Here is a 21,264-nt window from a genome sequence, read left to right as displayed (position 1 = left end):
TCCATGAAAAAAATCCTCGTCGTTGCCGATCCGCTTGAAGCCTTCAAGATCTACAAGGACACCACCTTCGCCATGATGCGCGAGCTGCAGAAGCGCGGCCACACGCTCGCGGCCTGCGAGCCCGAGCACCTGCAATGGCAGGGCGGCCAGCCGGTGACGGCACAGGTGCGCCACGTCACGCTCACGGGTGACGCCGATGCGTGGTTCACCGTGACGAAAGAAGGCCGCGAGCCGCTGCACACCTTCGACGCGGTGCTGATGCGCAAGGACCCGCCGTTCGACAGCGAGTTCTTCTACGCCACGCACCTGCTGGAGCAGGCCGAACGCGAAGGCGCGCGCGTGTTCAACAGCCCGCGCGCGCTGCGCGACCACCCCGAGAAGCTCGCGCTGATGGAGTTCGCGCAGTTCGCGCCGGCCACGCTGGTGACGCGCCAGGCCGAGGCCATTCGCGCCTTCCATGCCGAGCACAAGGACATCATCCTGAAGCCGCTCGATGGCATGGGCGGCATGGGCATCTTCCGCGTCGGGTCGGACGGCATGAACCTCGGCTCCATCATCGAGACGCTCAACCAGGGCGGTGCCACCAGCGTGATGGTGCAGCGCTATTTGCCCGAGATCGTGTTGGGCGACAAGCGCCTGCTGCTCATCGGCGGCAAGGTCGCGCCCTTCGTGCTGGCGCGCATTCCGCAGGGCAGCGAGGTGCGCGGCAACCTGGCGGCTGGCGGCAAAGGCGTGGCGCAGCCGCTCAGCGACGTGGACCGCAAAGTGGCAGAGGCGATTGCGCCCACACTGGCCGCGCGTGGCCTGCTGCTCGTGGGGCTGGACATGATCGGCGACAAGGTGACCGAGATCAACGTCACCAGCCCGACCTGCTTTCAGGAGATCCAGCAGCAGACCGGCTTCGACGTGCCGGCGATGTTCGTGGACGCGCTGGAGGCGGCGCTCAAGTGAACGACCAGGCGCCCAAGGAACAGCCGCGCAACCCGTTGCACGGCCTCACGCTGGAGGCGATCCTCACCGCCCTGGTGGACCACTACGGCTGGGATGGCCTGGGCGAGCGCATCCCGGTGCGTTGCTTCAACATCGACCCCAGCATCCCGTCCAGCCTGCGCTTTCTGCGCAAGACGCCGTGGGCGCGCGAGAAGGTGGAAGGGCTTTACCTCTTCATGCTGCGCGAGGAACGGCGCGCGGGTCGGGGCTCGTAGAGCCCGGCCCGCCGTGGCTCAGCCCGGTTGCTTGACGATGCGCAGGTAGGGCTTGGGCGCCGTCCAGCCGCCGGGGAACATTGTCTTCGCGTCCTCGTCCGACACCGAGCCCGCGATGATCACGTCCTGCCCCTGTTGCCAGTTCACCGGTGTGGCCACCTTGTGCTTCGCGGTGAGCTGCATCGAGTCGAGCACGCGCAGGATCTCGTCGAAGTTGCGGCCCGTGGTCATGGGGTAGGTCAGCATCAGCTTGATCTTCTTGTCCGGGCCGATGATGAAGACCGAGCGCACGGTGGCGTTGGTGGCGGCGGTGCGGCCTTCGGCGGTGCCGGGCTCCTCGGCGGGCAGCATGTTGTAGAGCTTGGCCACGTTGAGGTCGGTGTCGCCGATCATCGGGTACTTGACCTTCGCGCCCTGGGTTTCTTCGATATCGGCCACCCACTTGCCATGGCTGTCCACCGGGTCGACGGAGAGACCGATCAGCTTGGCATTGCGTTTGGTGAACTCGGGTTCGATGCGCGCCATGTAGCCCAGCTCGGTGGTGCACACCGGCGTGAAATCCTTGGGGTGCGAGAAGAGGACCGCCCACTGGTCGCCGATCCAGGTGTGGAAATCGATCTGGCCCTGGGTGGTCTGGGCGCTGAAGTTCGGTGCGGTGTCGTTGATGCGAAGGGACATGGCGGGCTCCTGTGCGGTGGATGTGGGAGCCCACAGTGTCCGCAGAAAGAAAGACCGTGTCGGTGAGAAAGGTTACACAGCCGGCCAGAGGGAGACTTCAGCGCTGCGCTGCACCAGCAGCCGTTGTCGGCCTTTGGCGTGCGTTCTGGCGTCGGGCGGTCGCGCCGGCGGTGGCGCTACCATTGCGCGAGGACAACCCATGCGCCCGCCCGAACCCACCCTTGCCGCCAACGACCTGCTGCTGAAAGTGACACCGCCGCGCGTGCCACCGCACCTGGTGGCCCGCGGTGGGCTGCTGGCACAACACCCCGCCTTTCTCGACCGGCCGGCCATCGTCGTGCAGGCGCCCGCGGGCTTCGGCAAGACGTCCCTGCTGGCGCAGTGGCGCCGCGAATATCTGTCGCGGGGAGCCGTCGTCGCCTGGTTGTCTGCGCAGAGCCAGGACGAACCGCGCCGGTTGGTCGACAGCCTGTGCCTGGCCGTGCGCGTGGGCGCAGGGCGCCCGACCTTCGGCCACGTGCTGCTCAATTCGACGGCGCCTTCGGGCCTGGAGGCCATCACGATCTGGCTGGCCGAAGTCGCGCAAAGTGCGCTCGATGTGGTGCTGGTGGTCGACGAAGCCGATCACTTGCCCCCGGCCTCTCGCGAGTCGCTGGCCTACCTGGTGCGCAACGCGCCTGCCAACCTGCGTTGCGTGATCGCGGCGCGCAGCGACTGCGATCTGGGCCTGCAGGACCTGGTGGCCTACGGGCAATGCGTGTCCGTGGGTGCGGCGCAGCTGCGCTTTACCGTCGAGGAGACGCTGGACCTGGTGCGCGCGCGCAGTGGCGCCAGGTTCGACCCGGACGACGCGGCGCGGCTGCATGAAATGGCCGAGGGCTGGCCGCTCGGCCTGCAGTTGGCGCTGTCCGTGATGGAATCGGCCGGTGGGGGCACGCCGCTGCCGCACCTCGACCTGCATGGCGGCGCATTGCGGGAGCAGTTCGTCGGCTTCCTGCTGCGCAACCTTGACCCGGCCGACCTGGACTTCCTCACCCGCATATCGGCCGTGGACCCGTTGCATCCCGGGCTGTGCGAAGCGCTCCTGCCCGGCGCGCAGACCCGCGCGCGGTTGCTTCGCCTGGCGCGCGACACGCCGATCTTCGTGACGGGCGAACAGAGCGAGTGGGTGCGCATGCATTCCCTGGCCCGCGAGGCGTTGCGGCAGCGGTTCGATCAACTGGACGAGGCGGTGCGCATCGGGGTGCATGCGGTCGCCGCGGACTGGCTGTCGGAACATGGCATGGTCGACGCGGGCGCGCGCCATGCCCTCGCGGCCGGCCAGCAACAGAAGGCCTATGCGCTTGCCGAGCGCAGCCTGTACGGTGCGTTGATGGCCCAGGGCCGCGCCAGCGTGGTGCTGGACTGGCTGGCGTGGATGCCGGCCGACGAACTGGATCGCCGACCCCGGTTCCTGCTGGCGGCGGCCTGGTCGCTGGCCGTGAGCGAGCGCCATGAGGAAGCCAAGCGTCTGGTGTCGCGCATCCTCGCGCAGCCGCAGGTCGACGAAGCGTTGCGCTGGGAGTGCTCACTGATCCTCGGCGGCGCGGCGAACTTCGCCGACAGCCTGGACCGTTTCGCCGAGTTGCACGACCCCTGGAGCGGCGCACCGCCGCCCTCCGCGGACCCGATGCTGCTGCAGGTGCACGCCAACCGCACGGCGTTTCGCGCCTTGATCGACGGCGAGCCGGCGCTGGCGCGCCTGCAGCTGCAGCACGCCCCGCGCGGCCCGTCGGTGTACCTGGAGCGATGGGGCGAGTTGATCGTCGGGCTCAGTTACTTGCGCGAAGGCCAGGTGATGCTCGCGGAGAAGCTGCTGCGCCCCGCGTTGGCCGCCGCCGAGGGCGATCTGGGTCGGCGCAGCTCCTTTGCCTCGATGCTCGCCGCCGTTCTGGCAGCCGCCTTGTGGGAACGCGACCAGTCGGAAGAGGCGGCCACGTTGCTGGCGAACCGGCTGGACGTGATCGAACGCGGCGCTTTGCCGGAATGCGTGCTGCTGGCCTTTCGCACACTGGCCCGAATGGCCGCGGCCACGGGGTCCGAGCACCGGGCGGTGGAGCTGCTGGAGGCGCTCGATGCCGTCGGGCTGTCGCGCCGCCTGCCGCGGCTGCGCATCGCCAGCCTCACCGAGCAGGCCCGCATCCATGCCCGGCACTTTCACGCTGAAACCTGCCGCGAACTGTGCCAGCGCCTGGACGCCCAGATGGCGGATCCCGCGATGCCCCAGGGCCCGATCTGGCAGCGCACCGTGCGGGCCTTGCAGGACCTCGCGCATGGGTACGCCTGCATCGCCGCGCAGGACTGGCGCGGCGCGCTGGGGCCGCTCGCGCGCGCCGAGGCCGGCGCGATCGAACACCGCATGGGCCGGTTGCGGCTGGAGCTGCTGGGCTTGCGCGCCTTCGCGCTGGACCGCAGCGGTGAGCACGCGCAGCCGCTGCTGCGCGAAGCGCTTGACCTGGCTCGCGCGCTGGGCCTGCAGCGCGTGTTCGCGGATGCCCACCCCGCGCTGGGTGAGTGGGTCCGCCAGGTGTCGAGCCAGGCGGCGCCCATGTCCGCAACGGTGGCCTTGCCCGTGCGCGCGGCGCCCGTCGGCGCGCTGCGCGTCACCCCCAGCATGGCACTGACGCCCAAGGAGCGCGAAGTGCTGGAGCTGTTGTCGCGCAACCTCTCCAACAAGGAGATCGCCCTGGCGTTGCAGGTGGGCGAGGAAACCATCAAGTGGCACGTGAAGAACCTGTTCGCGAAGCTGGACGCGGGCACGCGCAAGCAGGTCGTGTCCCGCGCGCGCATCCTGGGCTTGCTGGCCGAGGCGGCGTAGCGGCTTCGGCAGCAGGGCCCCCCTGACGGGAGGGGGCTGGCCTTCAGGGCCTCGACATACTCTTGCGCCATGCAAGCAGACACGATGGCCGCCTCGGCGCAATCCGGATTCGATGGCGGGCCGCTCGACGGCTTTGTGGGAGCGCTGCGCGACGATGTCGCCCGCGGCGCGATCCCCGGCGCGGTGGTGCTGGTCTCGGTGCGCGGCCGAACCGTTCTGCACGAGGCCGTCGGCGTCGAGCACGGGTCGCGGGCGATGCAACCCGACTCGGTGTTCCGCATCGCCGCCATGACGCGCCCCATCGTCGCGGCGGCCGCGCTGTCACTGGTGGAGGACGGGCGCCTGTCGCTGGACGATGCGGTGGCGCATTACCTGCCGGAACTCGCGGACGTGCAGGTGGGTGTGGAGGTCGGCGAGGGCGCATCGCGCCGCCTGGTGCTGCAGCCACCCCGCCGTGCCATGACGGTGCTCGACCTGCTGCGCCACACCGCCGGCTTCACCTACGGCATGTTCGGCGACTCGCTCGTGCAGCGGCTCTACCGCGAGGCCGACGTGATGGCGCCGTCGCAGACCAACGCGGAGATGGTGCGCAAGCTTGCGCGGCTGCCGCTGCAAAGCCAGCCGGGTGCCGCATTCGAGTACGGCATGTCCACTGACGTGCTCGGTCGCGTCATCGAAGTCGTGTCGGGCCAGGCGCTCGGCGATGTCGTGGCCGAGCGCATCACGCGCCCGCTGGGCATGGCGCGCACTGGCTTCGTGGTGCCCGGCGCGGGCCTGGCCCGGCCCCGCACACCGACCACCGTGCTGTTCGAATACGACCCGGCATCCCCGCCCACGTGGTGTTCCGGCGGCGCCGGTCTGCTGTCCTGCGCCTCGGATTACGAGCGCTTCTGCCGCATGCTGCTGCAGGGCGGCGCACTCGACGGCGCCACCGTGCTATCGCCGCGTTCCGTCGCCTTGATGCTGAGCGACCACCTGCCCGCCGGCATCGCCTTCGGCACATCGACGCGCGGGCTCGGCATCAATGCGCCCCTGCCCGAGATGGGCCAGGGCCATGGCCTCGGTGTCGGCCTGCGCTGCCAGGACGGCCTGTCACCGGTGCCGGGCTCGGTGGGCGACTTCTTCTGGGGCGGCGCACTCGGCACCTACTTCTGGGCCGACCCGAAAGAGCAGCTCGTCGCCGTGCTGATGCTGCAGGAAAACGATATCGACGTGCGGGCGCGCTACCGCACGATGCTTCGACACGCGGTGTACCGCGCGTTGGACCCTCAACACTGACCACGAGAAAACGACATGCAAGCCTTGAAGAACCGGACCTGGATTTTGCGCCGCCGCCCCGAGGGTGACCTGCGCAACGACGACCTGGAGCTGGTCGATGCGCCCATGCCCACCCCGGGCGAGGGCGAGCTGCTGGTGCGCAACATCTACCTCATGATCGCGCCCACCAACCGCGTGTGGATGAGCGATATCGATCAGTACATGGCACCGGTCGGGTTGGGCGAGCCCATGCGCGGCATGACCATGGGCGTCGTGGTCGAGTCGGGCAATCCCGCGTTCCGCGCAGGCGACGTGGTCGAAGGCCCGATGGCCTGGCAGGAGTACTCCATCGTTCGCCACGCACGCCGCGTGCCCCTGCAGCACGGCCTGCCGCTGCATGCCTACGCCAGCGTGCTCGGCAGCTCGGGCCTGACCGCCTACTTCGGCATGACCGACATCGCCCGGCCGCGCGCCGGTGAGACGGTAGTGGTGTCGGCCGCGGCCGGCGGCGTCGGCTCGATCGCCTCGCAGATTGCGAAGCTGCACGGCTGCCGCGTGGTCGGCATCGCGGGCGGCGAACGCAAGTCCCGCTATGTGCTCGACGAGCTGCGCCTGGATGCCTGCGTGGACTACAAGCAGGGCAACGTGCTGGAGGCCCTGCGTGCCGCCTGCCCGCAAGGCATCGACGTGGACTTCGAGAACGTGGGCGGCGAGGTGATGGACGCCGTGCTGGCCCTCATCAACGTGGGCGCGCGCCTCGCCCTGTGCGGCATGATCTCCACCTACAACGCCACGGGCGACTGGTGGAGTCCACGCATGTTCCGCAACGTGATCATGAAGCGGGCCCGCATCGAAGGCTTCCTGATCGCGGACTACCTGCCCCGGTTCGACGAGGGCGTCGCCCAACTCGCCGAATGGGTGAAGGCCGGCGAGATCCGCTACGAGGTCGACATCGTCGACGGCATCGAGCGTGCGCCCGAAGGCCTCAACCGCTTGTTCGCGGGCGCCAACGTGGGCAAGCAGCTCGTGCGTGTCGCGCCGGAGCCGTCGCTGTGAGCGCGCACCGGTCGCCCCTGGGATGGCAGGGCCGTGCAGCCATCATCACCGGCGCTGCGTCGGGCATCGGCCTGGCCCTGGCCCGCGCGCTGGCGGCGCGCGGTGTGGATCTGGCGATCGCGGACATTGACACGGATGCGCTCGAAGCCGCGCGCGCCGAGCTCGCCGCCACCGGACGGCGTGTGATCGCCCGCCGGGTGGACGTGTCCGATGACGAGGACGTGCGCGCCGCCGCCGCCGCATTCGATGTGGCGCTCGGCCCCGTCCACCTGCTCTTCAACAACGCCGGCATCGATCTCAGCGGCCGCCTCGACGCGCTGAGCCTGGCGGAGTGGCAGCGCGGTTTCGGTGTCAACGTGTTCGGCGTCGTGCACGGCCTGCGCCACTTTCTGCCGCTGCTGCGCCGCCATGGCGGGCGGGCGCAGGTCGTCAACACCGCGTCCGGCGCGGGCTTCTGGGTCCACGCCGACGCGGCCATGGGTGCCTATGCCGCCACGAAGTTCGCCGTCGTCGCGATCTCGGAAGCGCTCGAGCACGAACTGGCCGGGACGCCGGTGGGCGTGTCCGTGCTGTGCCCCGGCCCGGTGGCCACCGGGATTGCGGCGCGTTCCGATCGGGCCTCGGCCCTCCTGCGCGACAGCATCGCCGCCGGCACCGCCCCCGAGACCGTCGCCACGCTGGTGCTCGACGCGATCGAGCGCGACGACTTCTATGTCTTCACGCCCACACGCATGGCCGACGGCGTGCGCCGGCGCTCGGAACGCATCCTCGACGCGATCGCTCGCGTGCCTGCCTGATTCGCACGGCATAAAAAAAACCTCGGTCGCGAGACCGAGGTTTTTTCATGGGCGGGGTGCGATCAGAAAATGTGGCGGATGCCGATGTCGAACGCCTTCACGCGGCCGTTGGGGGTGACGCCCGCGCTGCCGACGCTGTAGCCCGACGCACCCGCGTTCACGTAGTTCGAGTTGCTGACCATCGAGTAGGTCCCGAACACCGCCGTGCGCCTCGACAGGTTGTGCACGTAACCGATCGACGCCTGGCGCACGCGGCCCTCGGTGATGGTGTCGGATGTCTTGTTGACGCGCGCCAGCGAGAAGCGGATCTGGCCGAGGCCGATCGGTACCTGCCCGCCGATCAGGACGCCCCGCTTGCGGCCGTTCGCGCCCGCGGCGCCCAGCCGGTCCTCGCTCGCCTCGAACATCGCGCGGACCACGCCGAAGTTGTAGGAAGCGCCGAGGCTGGTCGTCTTCAGATCGCCGATGGACGCCAGCGTGGTGCGGCCGGTGGCGAAGTCCACCGAGCCCGATGCATTGGCATAGCCGACCTTGAAGCTCGCGTGCGCGCCGTCCTTCGGCTGGCCGCTGGCGGCTTCGCTCGGTGCGTAGCCCACCATGCCCGTGAAGCCGCTCATGTTGGGCATGGTGTACAGGATCATGTTGGACGCGCGCAGGTGGTTCACACTGCCAACGGGCACGTAGAACACCGAGGTGCCCGTCAACAGGCTGATGCCCACGCCGTTCTGGCCGAACGGGTCGTAGGTGGCGTCCACCAGGAAGGTCGGCGTGTAGTAGCGGCCGAAGGTCACTTCGCCGAACGAGCCGGACAGGCCCACGGTGGAGATGCGGTTGAACTGCATGCCGTCGTTGGCCGCGCTGGTCTTGTTGTCGGTGGAAGACCAGCCGGGCAGTGGCGTGGTGACGCCCGTGCCGGTGTCGGCCAGCAGGTCGGCTTCGAGCGTGAAGTTCGCCTTCAAGCCGCCACCCAGGTCTTCGCTGCCGCGCAGGCCGATGCGCGAGCTCATGTTGCGGCCGGACGCAAGGCCACTCCAGGTGGAGACGTCGCCGCTGGCACGGGTGTAGCCGATGTCCATCACGCCGTAGAGCGTGACCGAGGACGTCTGTGAGAAGGCCGATGCGCAGGCCAGGGCGGCCGCGGCCGCGGTGAAGGTTCGTTTCATGGGGGCGTGTCTCCGGTAGGGGGTGGTGGTTGTGGCAATGAGCCCCGCCGAATTTAGAAACGGCAGCCGCGAACGCGCCCACTCTTCGAGAGGGGGGAGGGGGAGGGGTGGTTTCCCTAAGCTCGGGTTCCATGGAGACCCTCATGACACCACCGACCATCCTCATCGTGCCCGGGCTGCGAGACCACACCGAGCAGCACTGGCAGACCCTGCTGGAGAAAGAATTGCCGCGCGTGCGCGCCGTGCCCCCCATGGGCCGCGACGACCTGGATTGCGCGAAACGCGTGGCCGCGATCGAGCAAGTGGCCGCGGCGATCGAAGGCCCCATCGTGATCGTGGCCCACAGCGGCGGCGTCGTGATGGTGGCACATTGGGCCTTGCAGACGCGCGTGCGGGTCCAGGGTGCGTTGCTGGCCGCGCCGCCGGATTTCGAGTCACCCATGCCCCAGGGCTATCCCACGCTGGACCAGTTGCGCGCCGGTGGCTGGCTGCCCGTGCCGCGCAAACGGCTGCCCTTTCGCAGCACGGTGGCCGCGAGCCGCAACGACCCGCTGGCGCGCTACGCGCGTGCCACCGAACTCGCCGAGGACTGGGGCAGCGCGCTGGTGGACCTGGGCGAGGTGGGGCACCTGAACCCCGCGTCGGGATTCGGTCCCTGGCCGGGGGCGCACGACCTCATCAAGACGCTGTCGTCGCCCGCCTGATCATCGGCGAAGAAGCTCGGCCTCAGACCACCATCGCGGCGGTGGCGCCGTCCACGGACAGGATGGACCCCGAGACGTAGGAGGCGCGGGGCGACGCGAGCCAGACCACCGCGTCGGCCACTTCCTCCGGCTGCGCCGGGCGCCGCAGGGGGAGCGCCGCCGCCATCTCCTGCAACACCACCTCGGGTGTGCTGCCTTGCGCGCGGGCCCTGGCGTCCAGGTAGTCATCGAGCAGTTCGGTGCGCGTCATGGCGGGGTTCACCGCGTTGATGCGAACACCCTTCGGGCCCCAGGCGGCGGCGAGGCCCGCGGTGGCCAGCATCAGGGCCGCATTGGCCGCGCCACCGGGCAGGTTGAGCGCGCTCGGCACCTTGCCGCCCACCCCGATGACATTGACGATCGCGCCCCGGCCGCGCGCGCCCATGCGCTGCACCAGCGGCGACATCACATGCAGGGTGGGCAGGAATTTGGCGCGCATCGCGTCTTCCCAGTCGGCCGGGGTCAGCTCGTGCGCGGGTGTGCGCTTGGGCGCACCGGCCGAATTCACCAGCACACCGACCGGGCCGCGCTCGGCCTCCACGCGTTCGACCATCGCAAGTGCCGACGCGGCATTCGACAGGTCGGCCGCATACACGGCGATATCGCCGGGCTGCAGTTCGTCGCGCGCCTGCGCCAGGCGTTCGGCACCACGGGCCGCCAGGGTCACGCGGCACCCTTCCTTCAGGAAGGCGCGGGCGCAGGCCAGGCCGATGCCCCGGCTGCCGCCGGTGATGAGGACGTGTTCGTTGTTCAGCTGGAGATCCATGATCGCAGTAGAGCACGGCCCCATCGGGGGTCTCCCCCTCCTTCAAGAGGGGGGAGAAATCATGGGGGGCGATCTTCAATGTGGGCCTGTCCAACCACTGCCCCGACATCCCATGCACCCCAGCGACAACTCCCTGCAAGGCCGGGTCGCCCTCGTCACCGGCGCGGGCAAGGGCATTGGCCGCGCCATCGCGCTGGCCTATGCCCGGGCGGGTGCCGCCGTGTGCTGCGCCGGCCGCACCGAATCCGACGTGGTCGCGCTGGCCGATGACATCCGCGCCACTGGCGGCCAGGCCATGGCCGCCGCCGTCGATGTCACGCAGGAAACCGACGTGGACCGCATGGTGGCGTCCTGTCTCGAGGCCTTTGGACGCCTGGACATCGTGGTCCTCAATGCCGGTGTGGCTGCGGAAGGCGCGAGCGTCGAAGCGAGCGACGCGCAGCGCTGGCGCCAGACGCTGGACGTCAACCTGTTCGGCGCCTATCTGTGCGCCAGGGCCGCCATCCCGGGCCTCAAGGCGGCCGGCGGCGGCAAGGTGATCATGATCGGTTCCGGACTGGGCCACACGGGCCAGCCCGGCATCTCCGACTACGCTTGCGCCAAGGCCGGCCTGTGGATGCTCACGCGCGTGCTGGCGCAGGAGCTGGCGCCGCACCAGATCGACGTGAACGAATTGATTCCAGGGCCCGTGGACACCGCCATGACCGCCACGGCGGTGGCGCAAAGCCACCTCCAGGCCAATCCCGCCCTGCAGCAGGAATGGCTCAAACAGCCCGAGGACGTGGTGCCGCTGGCGCTGTTCCTCGCCACGCAACCCCCGCGCGGGCCGACCGCCCAGAGCTTCGGCCTGGGTCGACGCCCGATTTGAAAATCACCAGGAGACAACTGTGATCAACAAGATGACATTCCCCACCGCGCGAGCAGTCCTCTGCGCCGCCCTGCTGTCCTGCGCCGCGTCCATGGCCTCGGCCTGGACCGACAAGCCCGTCCGGATCGTGGTGCCGGCGCCCGCCGGTGGCGTCATGGACGTGATGGCCCGCGTGGTGGGCGAGCAGCTCGCCAAGGACATCGGGCAGCCCGTGATCGTCGACAACCGGCCCGGCGCGGGCGGTGGCATCGGCATCAACACCATGCTCAATGCCCCGGCCGACGGCCAGACGCTGATGGTCACCGCCAGCAACGTGCTGACGGAAGTGCCGCACGTCATCAAGACCAGCTTCGATCCGCTGAAGGATGTGCGGCCGATCTACGCCGTGGGGCGCGTGCGCAACCTGCTCGTGAGCGGCACGGCGGTGCCGGCCACCGACTTCGCGAGCCTGGTGGCGTACCTCAAGGCCACGCCCGCCAAGTACAGCTACGCGTCGCACAGCGCCGGTACGTCGTCGCACTATGCAGGCCTCTATCTGGCCGCGGCATCCGGGCTGGACTTGCAGCACGTGCCCTTCGCCGGCTCGCCACCGGCCCTGGCCCAGGTGATGGGTGGCCAGGTCACCGTGATGTTCGACAACGTGATCGCCTCCCCGCCGATGGTGGCGGCCGGCAAGCTGCGCGCGTATGGCGTGGGCGGCAGCACCCGCCACCCCAGCCTGCCCCAAGTGCCCACCTTTATTGAACTGGGCCGGCCGGAACTCGACTACACGAACTGGTTCGGCGTGGTGGCGTCGGGCAAGCTGAGCGAGGCACAGGCCGAGAGCATGAGCCGCGCCATCCAGAAGGCCGCCGAGGCGCCCGCCGTGCGCGACAAGCTGGTGCAGCTCGGTTTCGAGATGCTGCCGCCACAAGGGCTCGCCGCGCTGGCGCAGTCCGTGCGCGCCGAGTTCGATCGCAACGCGATCACGGTCAAGAAGTTCAACGTCACGCCATGACGCACGCGCAGAGTCTCTCCGGGCAGGTGGCGGTGGTCACCGGCGGCGGACAGGGGCTGGGCCGCGCGATCGTGCAGGCGCTGGCCGATGCCGGCGCCCGGCTGGTGGTGTGCGACATCAACCCGGCCACGCTGGAGGACACGCGGAAATCGCTGGAAGCGAGCGGCACCGAGGTGCTGGCCGTGCCTTGCGACGTGAGCGATGCCGCGGCGGTCGACGCGATGTTCGAGCAGGCCGGCCAGCGTTTCGGCAGCGTCGACATCCTCGTCAACAACGCCGGCCTCGTGCCCAGCTCGCCCGCCGAAGAGTCGCTGCGCAAGGCGCACTACGCCTACCGCACGACGCCGATGCCGCGCCAGTCGCTCGGCGTCACGGCGTCGCTCAGCGACGCGGACTGGCACAAGTGGTGGGGCGTCAACGTGCATGGCGTTTTCTACTGCACCCGTGCCGCGCTGCGCTTCATGGAGCGGCAGCGCGCCGGCCGGATCGTCAACATCGCTTCGGTGGCGGGCCTGGGCGCGGGCAGCATGCACAGCCCGGGTTACTCGGCCACCAAGGCGGCGGTGATCAGCCTCACGCAGACCACCGCGTTCGACGTGGCCGGCGCCAACATCCAGGTCAATGCGATCGCTTGCGGCGGCGTCAACACGCCGCCCATGCTCGCCTACCTCGCGGGTGCCACCGAAGAGCAGCGGGCCAGCCTGTTCCAGCTCGTGCCGCTCGGCCGCTTCGCCGATGCGGACCAGTACGCCCGCCTCGCTGTCTACCTGGCGGGCAAGGACCACTACTTCGTGGGACAGGTCCTGAGCCCCAACGGCGGTTATGTGATCTGACGGCCATCCCCCCCGACGTCGGGGGGAACGCCGCCCGATCTGTCTCCTAAGCTTCGACCCAGCAATCGATTCAGCATGAAGGAAATCCAGATGACGACGATGATCCAGACGGCGCCTGCGGTGATCAAGACCGATTCGCTGACCCGGTCCCTGAAGGTGGAACAGCTCACCTGCTCCATCGGCGCGGAAGTGCGCAACGTGAGTCTGGCCGCCGCCGCGCGCGACGCCGGCCTGGCCGCCGAGATCCGCGCCCTGCTGCTGGCCCACAAGGTCCTGTTCTTTCGCGATCAGGACATCGAGCGTTCGGACCACGTGGCCTTCTCTCGCCACTTCGGCGAGCTGGAGGACCACCCGATGACCGGCAGCGACCCCGACCATCCGGGCCTGATCCGCATCTACAAATCGCCCGAGGCGCCCGCCGACCGCTACGAGAACGCCTGGCACTGCGACGCCACCTGGCGCGAGAAGCCACCGATGGCCGCGGTGCTGCGCTGCGTGGCCTGCCCACCGGTGGGCGGCGACACCATGTGGGCGAACATGGCGCTGGCCTACGAGAAGCTGCCGGCGCAGGTCCAGGAGCAGATCGCCGAGCTGCACGCACGCCACAGCATCGAAGCCAGCTTCGGCGCTGCGATGCCGATCGAGAAGCGCCACGCGCTGCACGCGCAGTTCCCGGATGCCGAGCACCCGGTCGTGCGCACACACCCCGAGACGGGCGAGAAGGTGCTTTTCGTCAACGCCTTCACGACCCACTTCACCGACTTCCACATCACCCGCCACGTGCGCTATGGCCAGGACATGACGCACGGTGGCTCCGAGTTGCTGCGCTACCTGCAAAGCCAGGCCTTCATTCCCGAGTACCAGGTGCGCTTTCGCTGGCAACTGAACAGCGTGGCCATGTGGGACAACCGCTGCACCCAGCACTACGCGGTGATGGACTACCCCCCGTGCCACCGCCGCATGGAGCGCGCCACGATCGTCGGCGACGCGCCTTTCTGAAATCCCTGTCACACCAACACAAGACCCAAGGAACCCACCATGAATTTCCAGGACGGATCCCTCATTCCCGAGAACCAGGACAAGCTCGTCATCACCGTGGCCCCGTACGGCCCGGAGTGGATGCCGCAGGACTTCCCCGAGGACATCCCCGTGCGGATGGAAGACCAGATCCAGAAGGCGGTGGACTGCTACAACGCTGGCGCCACCGTGCTGCACCTGCACGTGCGCGAGATGGACGGCCATGGTTCCAAACGCATGTCCAAGTTCAATGAACTGATCGCCGGCATCCGTGCCCGCGTGCCCGATCTGGTCATCCAGGTCGGCGGCTCCATCAGCTTCGCGCCGGAGAACGAAGGCGAAGAAGCGAAGTGGATGTCCGACGATGCGCGCCACATGCTGGCCGACCTGAGCCCCGCGCCCGACCAGGTGACGGTGGCGGTGAACTCCAACCAGATGAACATCGTGGAACAGATGGTCGAGGCCGACCTGCGCGGCACCACCATCGCCCAGCCCGAGCTGTACCAGGCGTACCGCGAGATGACCATACCGGCCGGCCCGGGCTGGCTGGAGGAGCACATCCGTCGCCTCTCGGCCGCCGGCATCCAGCCGCATTTCCAGCTTGCGAACATCACGCAGCTGGAGACGGTGGAACGCATGATGCGCCGGGGCGTCTGCAACGTGCCCTTCATCCTCACCTGGATCAGCATCGGCGGCGGCTTCGACGCGCCCAACATCTACAACCTCGCCAACTTCGTGCGCGCCGTGCCCGATGGCGCGGTGCTGACGCTGGAGTCCTCCATGCTCAACGTGCTGCCGATCAACCTGATGGCGATCGCGATGGGCCTGCATGTGCGTTGCGGCATCGAAGACAACCTCTGGACCCAGGACCGCAAGGAAAAGATGGGTTCGATCAAGCAGATCGAGCAGCTCGTGCGCATCAGCCGCGAGGTCGGCCGCGAAGTGGCCAACTGCCAGGAAGCGCGCAAGATCTACCGCATCGGCGAGTTCTACAACAGCGCCGACGAGACGCTCGCGAAGAACGGCTTCGCGCCCAACCGCAAGGGCGGGCAGCGCGGCTTCACGCAGCACGCATTGGCCACGGCCTGAGCCGGCACGACCCGGAAGACAACCATGCCCAAAGCCATTCGATTCCATGAAACCGGCGGCGCCGACGTGCTGCGCCTCGAGAACGTCGAGGTCGGTGATCCCGGCCCCGGCCAGGCCCGCGTGCGGCACACCTACGTCGCGGTCAACTTCATCGACATCTATTTCCGCACCGGCCGCTACCCGCTGGATTTGCCCAACGGCCTGGGCTCCGATGCGGTGGGCGTGGTGGAGGCGGTGGGTGCGGGCGTCACCGACCTGAAGGCGGGCGACCGCGTGGGGTACCTGCTCGGCCCACAGGGCGCCTACTCGGACGTGCGCGTCATGCCGGCCGATGTGCTGATCCCGCTGCCCGCTGGCGTGTCGGATGCCACCGCCGCCACCTTGATGATGAAGGGCTTGACGGCGCAGTACCTGTTTCGCCAGGTGTTCCCGCTCAAGGGCGGCGAAACCATCCTGTACCACGCGGCGGCCGGCGGTGTCGGCCTGATCGCCTGCCAGTGGGCCAGGGCGCTGGGGGTGCGCATGATCGGCACCGTCAGCACCGACGCGAAGGCCGAGATCGCCAAGGCCAACGGCTGCGCCGAAGTGATCGTCACCTCGCGCGAGGACATTGCCAAACGGGTGCGCGAACTCACCGATGGCAAGGGCGTTCCGGTGGTGTACGACTCGGTCGGCAAGGACACGCTGATGGCGTCGCTGGACAGCCTGCAGCTGCGCGGCACGCTGGTGAGCAACGGCACGACCTCGGGCCCGGTGAACATCGACAGCACGCTGCTGGCCGTCAAGGGATCGATCTGGGTCACGCGGCCCGCGATGATTCACTACGCCACGCCGCGTTCGCACATGCTGGGCATGGCGCGCGAACTGTTCGACCTGGTGCTGGCCGGCAAGATCCGCAGCGAACCCAGCCACAGCTTCGCGCTGTCGGAGGCCGCTCTGGCGCACCGCGCGCTCGAGTCGCGCCAGACCACCGGCGCTACGGTGCTGGTGCCTTGAACCCTTTTTTTCCGGAAGTCAGAATGCTTGGTTCCATGATGCAGCAGCCGCTGCTGGTGTCGTCGTTGCTGAAGCACGCCGAACGCCACCACGGCAGCCAGGAGATCGTGTCGCGGCGGGTGGAAGGCGACATCCACCGCACCACCTACCGCGAGCTCGCCGAACGGGCGCGGCGCATGGCCAATGCGGTGGCCGCGCTGGGCCTGGTTCGCGGCCAGCGCGCCGCCACCCTGGCCTGGAATGGCTACCGCCACATGGAGCTCTACTACGCCGTGTCCGGCTCCGGCGCGGTGCTGCACACGCTCAATCCGCGCCTGCACCCCGACCAGGTGGTGTGGATCGCCGACCATGCGGAAGACCAGATCCTCTTTTTCGACCTCACCTTCCTGCCGCTGATCGAGGTCATCGCCCCGCGCGTGACCACCATCAAGGCCTTCGTGGCGATGACGGACCGCGCCCACATGCCGGCGTCGTCCACGGTGGCGAATCTGCTGTGCTACGAGGACCTGCTGGAGGCCGCCTCGCCGGACTTCACCTGGCCCGAGTTCGACGAGAACACCGCCTCATCGCTCTGCTACACCTCCGGCACGACCGGCAACCCCAAGGGCGCGCTCTACAGCCACCGCTCGACGGTGCTGCACACCTATGCGGCGGCGCTGCCCGATGCGATGGACTGTTCGGCGCGCGACACCATCCTGCCGGTGGTGCCCATGTTCCACGTCAACGCCTGGGGCCTGCCTTACGTGGCGTGCATGGTCGGCGCCAAGCTGGTCTTTCCGGGGCCGTTCCTGGACGGCAAGCACCTGCACGAACTGTTCGAAACCGAAGGCGTCACGCTCTCGGCCGGCGTGCCGACCGTGTGGCAAGGACTGCTCGCGCACGTCGAAGCCAACAACCTGACATTCAGCACCATGCGGCGCACCGTCATCGGTGGCGCGGCCTGCCCGCCGGCCATGATGCGCACCTTCCAGGAGCGCTACGACGTGAACGTGTTGCACGCCTGGGGCATGACCGAGATAAGCCCTCTGGGCACGGCCTGCGCGCTCAAGCCCCGGCAACTCGCCCTGCCGGCGCAGGAGCGTCTGGCCATCCAGGCCAAGCAAGGTCGCGCGGTGTTCGGCGTGGACATGAAGATCGTTGATGAAGAAGGGCAAGCGCTGCCGCACGACGGCAAAGCCTCGGGCGAACTGCTGGTGCGCGGCCCCTGGATCATCCGCGACTACTTCCGCGGCGAGGGCGGCGATCCGCTGGTGCAGCAAGACGGGGTGGGCTGGTTTCCCACCGGCGATGTCGCGACCATCGATGCCGACGGTTTCATGCAGATCACCGACCGCAGCAAGGACGTGATCAAGTCCGGTGGCGAGTGGATCAGCTCCATCGAGCTGGAGAACATCGCGATGGCGCACCCGGGTGTCGCCATGGCGGCATGCATCGCGGCCCAACACCCCAAGTGGGACGAGCGGCCACTGCTGGTGGTGGTGAAGAAGCCGGATGCGCCGCTCACGCGCGACGAACTGATCGCCTTCTACGAGGGCAGGATCGCCAAGTGGTGGACGCCCGACGACGTGGTGTTCGTCGATGCCATTCCGCTCGGCGCCACGGGGAAGGTGCAGAAGAACAAGCTGCGCGAGCAGTTCGGCGATCTCCTGGTGGCGGTGGCGGGCTGATCCGTGCGGTGACAACGCCTCCCGGTTGACGCTCGCCGGGCGGTGCTCTCTGGCCCGGGCCGCCCATCTGTGACAAATGTCCGCCCGTCAGGCTTGTGCCACTTCGCGCTTGGCGTGGCGCCACCGCGTTGTTACAAAATGCAGCTCCATCCATACCCCTGCCCCTACCCGTGTGCGCCCGCCCGTGGCGCGACAGGGATATCGACCCGATCGGAGCACCATGCAACTGCACGCCCCCCTCGCCGCCGTTTTCTTCGCCGCGCTGTTCACCGCCTGGCCCGCCGCTGCCCAGTCGCGCGGCGAGCGCCTGGCCGCCGCTGAGCAGCAGTGCCAACCCGGGCGCGAAGCCCGTGCCGCCGTCGCCAAGGGAACGCCGTTGCCGGAAGGCGCCATGCCGCTGCAACTGCCCGGCGCCATCACGATTTCCCCGCGCGAAGCCAACTGCATGATCGAGCACATGGGGCTGGGGCTTGCCGTGGTCGCGGCCATGCGGACCCAGGAAAAGATCCCGGGCACCCTGGTCGAGATGCCCCAGGTCGCCGGCGAATCGGAAGAGATCCGCCAGGCGTACGCGAAAGCCTTTCAGGGGTTCACCGGCGGCGAGAAGGACATGCCCATGCTCTTCTATTGCCACCACGACCGCTGCCAGCTGTCGGTGCTGGCCGTGCAGCGGGCCAAGGACGCTGGTTACCACAAGCTCTACTGGCTGCGTGCGGGCAACAGCGGTTGGGTAAGCGCCGGCCTGCCGCTCGAGCGCGAGGTGCTCGCCAAGGCCGCCACCGTGAAAAACCAGGAAGCCGTGCGGTCGGCCCTGATGGAGGTGCGTACCTGCGGCATCGAAGTCACCGACCAGGACTTCGTTGACATCGCGCTGAAGTCGCCCACCGACAACGCCCTGGCATCCAACCTGCGCTCGCATGCCGAGGATGACCGGAAAACGCGTGTGAATTGCCTGGTGCGCGCGCGCGACGCCGTCGCGAAGATCGACGCGCAAAACCCCGCGCTGGCCGAGATCGATGCCCTCGTCAGCCGCGCTCCGGACGAGATCGACCGCGCCTACAAGGCCGCCCGCGCGCGCGTGGAGGCATCGCCCTCGACCCACTTCAAGGCGCCCTTGGACAAGGTCTCGTTGGGCCCGTTGAGCGCCGCGCTCGAGAAGGCCCGTGCGTCGAAATCCGCACGCCAGACCTGCGGGACCTTCGACCGTCCCATGCCGAACAACCAGGCCCAGTTGAATGTCACCACGTCGGCACTCGCCGACTACCGCGCCTGCCTGGACCGTCTGGAGGGCGCGACCAAGAGCGCTGCCACGATGGCTGCCATGGGGTATCGCACGAGCGACAGCGACTTCGATGCCCAGGAAACATTGGCCCTGGTGAGCGGTTCGGCGCGCTACCGCTGCTCCGTTCGGTCTTCGTCGGGCTGCCTGCCCGACGCCAGCTGGGACCGGGTGGCCGCGCTCGCCACGCCCGCGAACATCACCGCTTACGAAAAATCCCGCAGCGACCAGCGCAACCAGTCGGGCGACATCGATACGTTGCGCGCCGAGGCCAACGATTGGGTCGACCGCGTCAATGCGCACATCGAGCAAGTGGAGGCGTCGCGCTCGCGCTCCAGCGGTGGTGGCTATTCCGTGGCGCCACAGAGCAACACCCAGCCCGTGCGCCGTCCCTACGGCAGCTCCGCGGCCGGGATGAAGTGAGTCCCGCCCGCCGTGCCTTCACCGGGGCAGGCGTCCCCAGTGCGTGTACGCGTGCTGTCGACCCGAGCACATCAGCCAGCGCGCCGCGTGCCACTTGAGCGCGGCTTGCGAGAGCACATACACAGACATGCCCGCCAGCGCCCAGGGCCATGCCCAGACCGAGAAGAACCACGCCACGGCCGCGGCCAGACCCAGGGTGGCCGCGAACCCGCCGAAATGGCGCGCGCGCCGCAGGTTGTCGGCCCGTGTCGGGGTCAGGTGCGCGGCCTGGCCGCAGTGCTTGCAGGTCAGGCCGGACGGTGGGTGTGCAGAGCCAGGTGTCGCCATGGGGCGGTGTCCTCACGTGATGGTTCTTTCGACACCGCCATTCTGAATCCGCACGAAGCCTTATGAATCTGTACGAAGTCGTCCGTTGGGGCAATGACACCACAGACCCGTTCACCGGCGGGCCCAACGGTCCCGACACCTGCTTTCTGGTGCGCGCCACGTCGGTGGCCGAGGCGGGCGCGCTCGCGGACATCGAGCTGGCCCGTCGGACGTCGCCGAGCGTCGACCACTGGGCGGGCGCGGTCCATCTGCTGGGTGCCGATGCGTCGCAAGACTCCGCGCCACGGATACTGCGCGGCCCTTACGTGCAGCACGCCTATTGCCATGGCTGGCAGGCCTGGCACCGCAACGGCCCCGAGGAGGCATGGGCGCTGCTCGAGCGCGGGCCTGGTGCCGCGGGTTGACCGCGCCACCTCTTCACAGTTTTTCGGTCTCACCGCTGCGCGGCTGCCACTTCATCAGGCGCTTTTCGATCCTGCCCACGGCCGCGTCCAGCGCCAGGGCGAACGCGGTCAACACCACGATTCCCGCCATCACGGTGTTGATGTCGAAGCTGCCCTCGGCCTGCAGGATGAGGTAGCCCACACCCTGGCTCGAGCCCAGGTACTCGCCCACCACCGCACCCACGAAAGCCAGGCCCACGGAGGTGTGCAGCGAGCTGAACACCCAGCTCGTCGCGCTCGGCAAATACACGTGGCGCAGCAACTGCTTCTGGCTCGCGCCCAGCATGCGCGCGTTGGCCAGGATGACCGGGCTCACCTCCTTCACGCCCTGGTAGACGTTGAAGAACACGATGAAGAACACCAGCGTCACGCCCAGCGCCACCTTGCTGCCGATGCCCAGGCCGAACCACACGGCGAAGATGGGCGCAAGGATGATGCGCGGCATCGAGTTCATGGCCTTGATGTAGGGCTCCAGAATCGCCGAGGCCATGGGCGAGAGCGCGAGCCACAGGCCGCCCAGCAAGCCGCCGACGGCGCCGATGGCGAAGGCCAGCAGGGTTTCGGTGAGCGTCACGCCCAGGTGCTTGTAGATGTCGGCGTCGGTGACGAACCAGGTCCAGATGCGCTCGGCCACGCGCAGCGGCTCACCGAAGAAGAACGCGGCCTGGCGGTCGTTGTCGAACATGAAGGGCGGCACCAGCCCGGGCGTGGTCATCAGGTACCAGAAAGCCATGAGCATCACCAGCAAGCCGAGTTGCCACAGGCGCAGCGTCTTCTGCCGCGGTTTGATCAGGTTCCACATC

21 protein-coding genes are annotated in these 21,264 nt (G+C 68.6%); 16 read left to right on the top strand and 5 right to left on the bottom strand.

The window, feature by feature from the left end:
• The first annotated feature begins 3 nt into the window (after positions 1–3).
• Positions 4–951 (top strand): glutathione synthase, encoded by a 948-nt coding sequence (gene gshB / locus FFS09_RS22700; RefSeq protein WP_137921211.1) that lies wholly within the window; start codon positions 4–6, stop codon positions 949–951.
• Positions 948–1,205, top strand: coding sequence for a VF530 family protein (locus tag FFS09_RS22695; protein WP_137921210.1), 258 nt, complete (start codon positions 948–950; stop codon positions 1,203–1,205). The genes gshB and FFS09_RS22695 overlap by 4 nt, the downstream gene beginning before the upstream one ends.
• Positions 1,206–1,223: 18 nt before the next feature.
• Here FFS09_RS22695 and FFS09_RS22690 read toward each other — a convergent pair whose 3' ends face one another.
• On the bottom strand, positions 1,224–1,883 hold the full coding sequence (locus FFS09_RS22690; protein ID WP_137921209.1) for a peroxiredoxin: 660 nt from the start codon (positions 1,881–1,883) through the stop codon (positions 1,224–1,226).
• Positions 1,884–2,082: 199 nt separating this feature from the next.
• Between FFS09_RS22690 and FFS09_RS22685 the strand changes: the two genes are divergently transcribed.
• From FFS09_RS22685 to FFS09_RS22670, 4 genes are all read left to right on the top strand, one after another.
• Entirely contained in the window at positions 2,083–4,740 is a 2,658-nt protein-coding gene (locus tag FFS09_RS22685) for a winged helix-turn-helix domain-containing protein (protein WP_137921208.1), read from the top strand.
• Between the two features lie 69 nt (positions 4,741–4,809).
• Positions 4,810–6,018: a serine hydrolase domain-containing protein gene (locus FFS09_RS22680; RefSeq protein WP_137921207.1), complete on the top strand. Its 1,209-nt coding sequence runs from the start codon at positions 4,810–4,812 to the stop codon at positions 6,016–6,018.
• Positions 6,019–6,033: 15 nt separating this feature from the next.
• A complete protein-coding gene (locus FFS09_RS22675; RefSeq protein WP_137921206.1) occupies positions 6,034–7,053 on the top strand; it encodes an NADP-dependent oxidoreductase in 1,020 nt (339 codons plus the stop codon).
• Complete coding sequence (locus FFS09_RS22670) at positions 7,050–7,850, top strand: SDR family NAD(P)-dependent oxidoreductase (RefSeq protein ID WP_137921205.1); 801 nt, start codon at positions 7,050–7,052, stop codon at positions 7,848–7,850. Before FFS09_RS22675 ends, FFS09_RS22670 begins: the two co-directional genes overlap by 4 nt.
• A 62-nt stretch (positions 7,851–7,912) precedes the next feature.
• Here FFS09_RS22670 and FFS09_RS22665 read toward each other — a convergent pair whose 3' ends face one another.
• Positions 7,913–9,013: a porin gene (locus tag FFS09_RS22665; protein WP_137921204.1), complete on the bottom strand. Its 1,101-nt coding sequence runs from the start codon at positions 9,011–9,013 to the stop codon at positions 7,913–7,915.
• 143 nt (positions 9,014–9,156) lie between these two features.
• Between FFS09_RS22665 and FFS09_RS22660 the strand changes: the two genes are divergently transcribed.
• Positions 9,157–9,717, top strand: a complete 561-nt coding sequence (locus tag FFS09_RS22660) for an RBBP9/YdeN family alpha/beta hydrolase (protein ID WP_212745146.1) — start codon at positions 9,157–9,159, stop codon at positions 9,715–9,717.
• A 22-nt stretch (positions 9,718–9,739) separates the two neighbouring features.
• Here FFS09_RS22660 and FFS09_RS22655 read toward each other — a convergent pair whose 3' ends face one another.
• Complete coding sequence (locus FFS09_RS22655; protein ID WP_137921202.1) at positions 9,740–10,522, bottom strand: SDR family NAD(P)-dependent oxidoreductase; 783 nt, start codon at positions 10,520–10,522, stop codon at positions 9,740–9,742.
• 112 nt (positions 10,523–10,634) lie between these two features.
• On the opposite strand from FFS09_RS22655, the gene FFS09_RS22650 reads away from it, so the two are divergent.
• From FFS09_RS22650 to FFS09_RS22615, 8 genes are all read left to right on the top strand, one after another.
• Entirely contained in the window at positions 10,635–11,390 is a 756-nt protein-coding gene (locus FFS09_RS22650) for an SDR family NAD(P)-dependent oxidoreductase (protein WP_137921201.1), read from the top strand.
• Positions 11,391–11,421: 31 nt separating this feature from the next.
• The gene (locus tag FFS09_RS22645; RefSeq protein ID WP_137921200.1) at positions 11,422–12,387 is read left to right on the top strand and encodes a Bug family tripartite tricarboxylate transporter substrate binding protein; all 966 of its coding nucleotides are present in this window, start codon (positions 11,422–11,424) and stop codon (positions 12,385–12,387) included.
• The gene (locus FFS09_RS22640) at positions 12,384–13,220 is read left to right on the top strand and encodes an SDR family NAD(P)-dependent oxidoreductase (protein WP_137921199.1); all 837 of its coding nucleotides are present in this window, start codon (positions 12,384–12,386) and stop codon (positions 13,218–13,220) included. Before FFS09_RS22645 ends, FFS09_RS22640 begins: the two co-directional genes overlap by 4 nt.
• 90 nt (positions 13,221–13,310) lie before the next feature.
• A complete protein-coding gene (locus FFS09_RS22635) occupies positions 13,311–14,219 on the top strand; it encodes a TauD/TfdA dioxygenase family protein (protein WP_171020142.1) in 909 nt (302 codons plus the stop codon).
• Between the two features lie 39 nt (positions 14,220–14,258).
• The gene (locus FFS09_RS22630; RefSeq protein WP_137921198.1) at positions 14,259–15,326 is read left to right on the top strand and encodes a beta-keto acid cleavage family enzyme; all 1,068 of its coding nucleotides are present in this window, start codon (positions 14,259–14,261) and stop codon (positions 15,324–15,326) included.
• A 24-nt stretch (positions 15,327–15,350) separates the two neighbouring features.
• Positions 15,351–16,322 (top strand): quinone oxidoreductase family protein, encoded by a 972-nt coding sequence (locus tag FFS09_RS22625; protein WP_137921197.1) that lies wholly within the window; start codon positions 15,351–15,353, stop codon positions 16,320–16,322.
• Positions 16,323–16,345: 23 nt separating this feature from the next.
• Entirely contained in the window at positions 16,346–17,989 is a 1,644-nt protein-coding gene (locus FFS09_RS22620; RefSeq protein WP_137921196.1) for a 3-(methylthio)propionyl-CoA ligase, read from the top strand.
• A gap of 220 nt (positions 17,990–18,209) precedes the next feature.
• Entirely contained in the window at positions 18,210–19,691 is a 1,482-nt protein-coding gene (locus FFS09_RS22615) for a rhodanese-like domain-containing protein (RefSeq protein WP_137921195.1), read from the top strand.
• Between the two features lie 18 nt (positions 19,692–19,709).
• Here the strand turns inward: FFS09_RS22615 and FFS09_RS22610 are convergent, their stop codons facing one another.
• Positions 19,710–20,018 (bottom strand): hypothetical protein, encoded by a 309-nt coding sequence (locus FFS09_RS22610; protein ID WP_137921194.1) that lies wholly within the window; start codon positions 20,016–20,018, stop codon positions 19,710–19,712.
• Between the two features lie 62 nt (positions 20,019–20,080).
• Here FFS09_RS22610 and FFS09_RS22605 point away from each other — a divergent pair, with 62 nt between their 5' ends.
• A complete protein-coding gene (locus tag FFS09_RS22605) occupies positions 20,081–20,422 on the top strand; it encodes a hypothetical protein (RefSeq protein WP_137921193.1) in 342 nt (113 codons plus the stop codon).
• 13 nt (positions 20,423–20,435) lie between these two features.
• Here the strand turns inward: FFS09_RS22605 and FFS09_RS22600 are convergent, their stop codons facing one another.
• Positions 20,436–21,263, bottom strand: coding sequence for an ABC transporter permease (locus FFS09_RS22600; RefSeq protein ID WP_137921192.1), 828 nt, complete (start codon positions 21,261–21,263; stop codon positions 20,436–20,438).
• Between the last annotated feature and the right edge of the window lies 1 nt (position 21,264).

Origin of the sequence: Hydrogenophaga sp. 2FB, from assembly GCF_005503365.1 — a bacterium.
Taxonomy (GTDB): domain Bacteria; phylum Pseudomonadota; class Gammaproteobacteria; order Burkholderiales; family Burkholderiaceae_C; genus Hydrogenophaga.
This window is presented reverse-complemented; position numbering and strand designations above follow the sequence as displayed.

Bases quoted from the DNA above. Each gene is read 5' to 3' on its own strand.
- gshB (WP_137921211.1), top strand. From the start codon at position 4: ATGAAAAAAATCCTCGTCGTTGCCGATCCGCTTGAAGCCTTCAAGATC.
- FFS09_RS22690 (WP_137921209.1), bottom strand. From the start codon at position 1,883: ATGTCCCTTCGCATCAACGACACCGCACCGAACTTCAGCGCCCAGACC.
- FFS09_RS22685 (WP_137921208.1), top strand. From the start codon at position 2,083: ATGCGCCCGCCCGAACCCACCCTTGCCGCCAACGACCTGCTGCTGAAA.
- FFS09_RS22680 (WP_137921207.1), top strand. From the start codon at position 4,810: ATGCAAGCAGACACGATGGCCGCCTCGGCGCAATCCGGATTCGATGGC.
- FFS09_RS22675 (WP_137921206.1), top strand. From the start codon at position 6,034: ATGCAAGCCTTGAAGAACCGGACCTGGATTTTGCGCCGCCGCCCCGAG.
- FFS09_RS22665 (WP_137921204.1), bottom strand. From the start codon at position 9,013: ATGAAACGAACCTTCACCGCGGCCGCGGCCGCCCTGGCCTGCGCATCG.
- FFS09_RS22660 (WP_212745146.1), top strand. From the start codon at position 9,157: ATGACACCACCGACCATCCTCATCGTGCCCGGGCTGCGAGACCACACC.
- FFS09_RS22655 (WP_137921202.1), bottom strand. From the start codon at position 10,522: ATGGATCTCCAGCTGAACAACGAACACGTCCTCATCACCGGCGGCAGC.
- FFS09_RS22650 (WP_137921201.1), top strand. From the start codon at position 10,635: ATGCACCCCAGCGACAACTCCCTGCAAGGCCGGGTCGCCCTCGTCACC.
- FFS09_RS22645 (WP_137921200.1), top strand. From the start codon at position 11,422: ATGACATTCCCCACCGCGCGAGCAGTCCTCTGCGCCGCCCTGCTGTCC.
- FFS09_RS22640 (WP_137921199.1), top strand. From the start codon at position 12,384: ATGACGCACGCGCAGAGTCTCTCCGGGCAGGTGGCGGTGGTCACCGGC.
- FFS09_RS22635 (WP_171020142.1), top strand. From the start codon at position 13,311: ATGACGACGATGATCCAGACGGCGCCTGCGGTGATCAAGACCGATTCG.
- FFS09_RS22630 (WP_137921198.1), top strand. From the start codon at position 14,259: ATGAATTTCCAGGACGGATCCCTCATTCCCGAGAACCAGGACAAGCTC.
- FFS09_RS22625 (WP_137921197.1), top strand. From the start codon at position 15,351: ATGCCCAAAGCCATTCGATTCCATGAAACCGGCGGCGCCGACGTGCTG.
- FFS09_RS22620 (WP_137921196.1), top strand. From the start codon at position 16,346: ATGCTTGGTTCCATGATGCAGCAGCCGCTGCTGGTGTCGTCGTTGCTG.
- FFS09_RS22615 (WP_137921195.1), top strand. From the start codon at position 18,210: ATGCAACTGCACGCCCCCCTCGCCGCCGTTTTCTTCGCCGCGCTGTTC.
- FFS09_RS22610 (WP_137921194.1), bottom strand. From the start codon at position 20,018: ATGGCGACACCTGGCTCTGCACACCCACCGTCCGGCCTGACCTGCAAG.
- FFS09_RS22605 (WP_137921193.1), top strand. From the start codon at position 20,081: ATGAATCTGTACGAAGTCGTCCGTTGGGGCAATGACACCACAGACCCG.
- FFS09_RS22600 (WP_137921192.1), bottom strand. From the start codon at position 21,263: ATGTGGAACCTGATCAAACCGCGGCAGAAGACGCTGCGCCTGTGGCAA.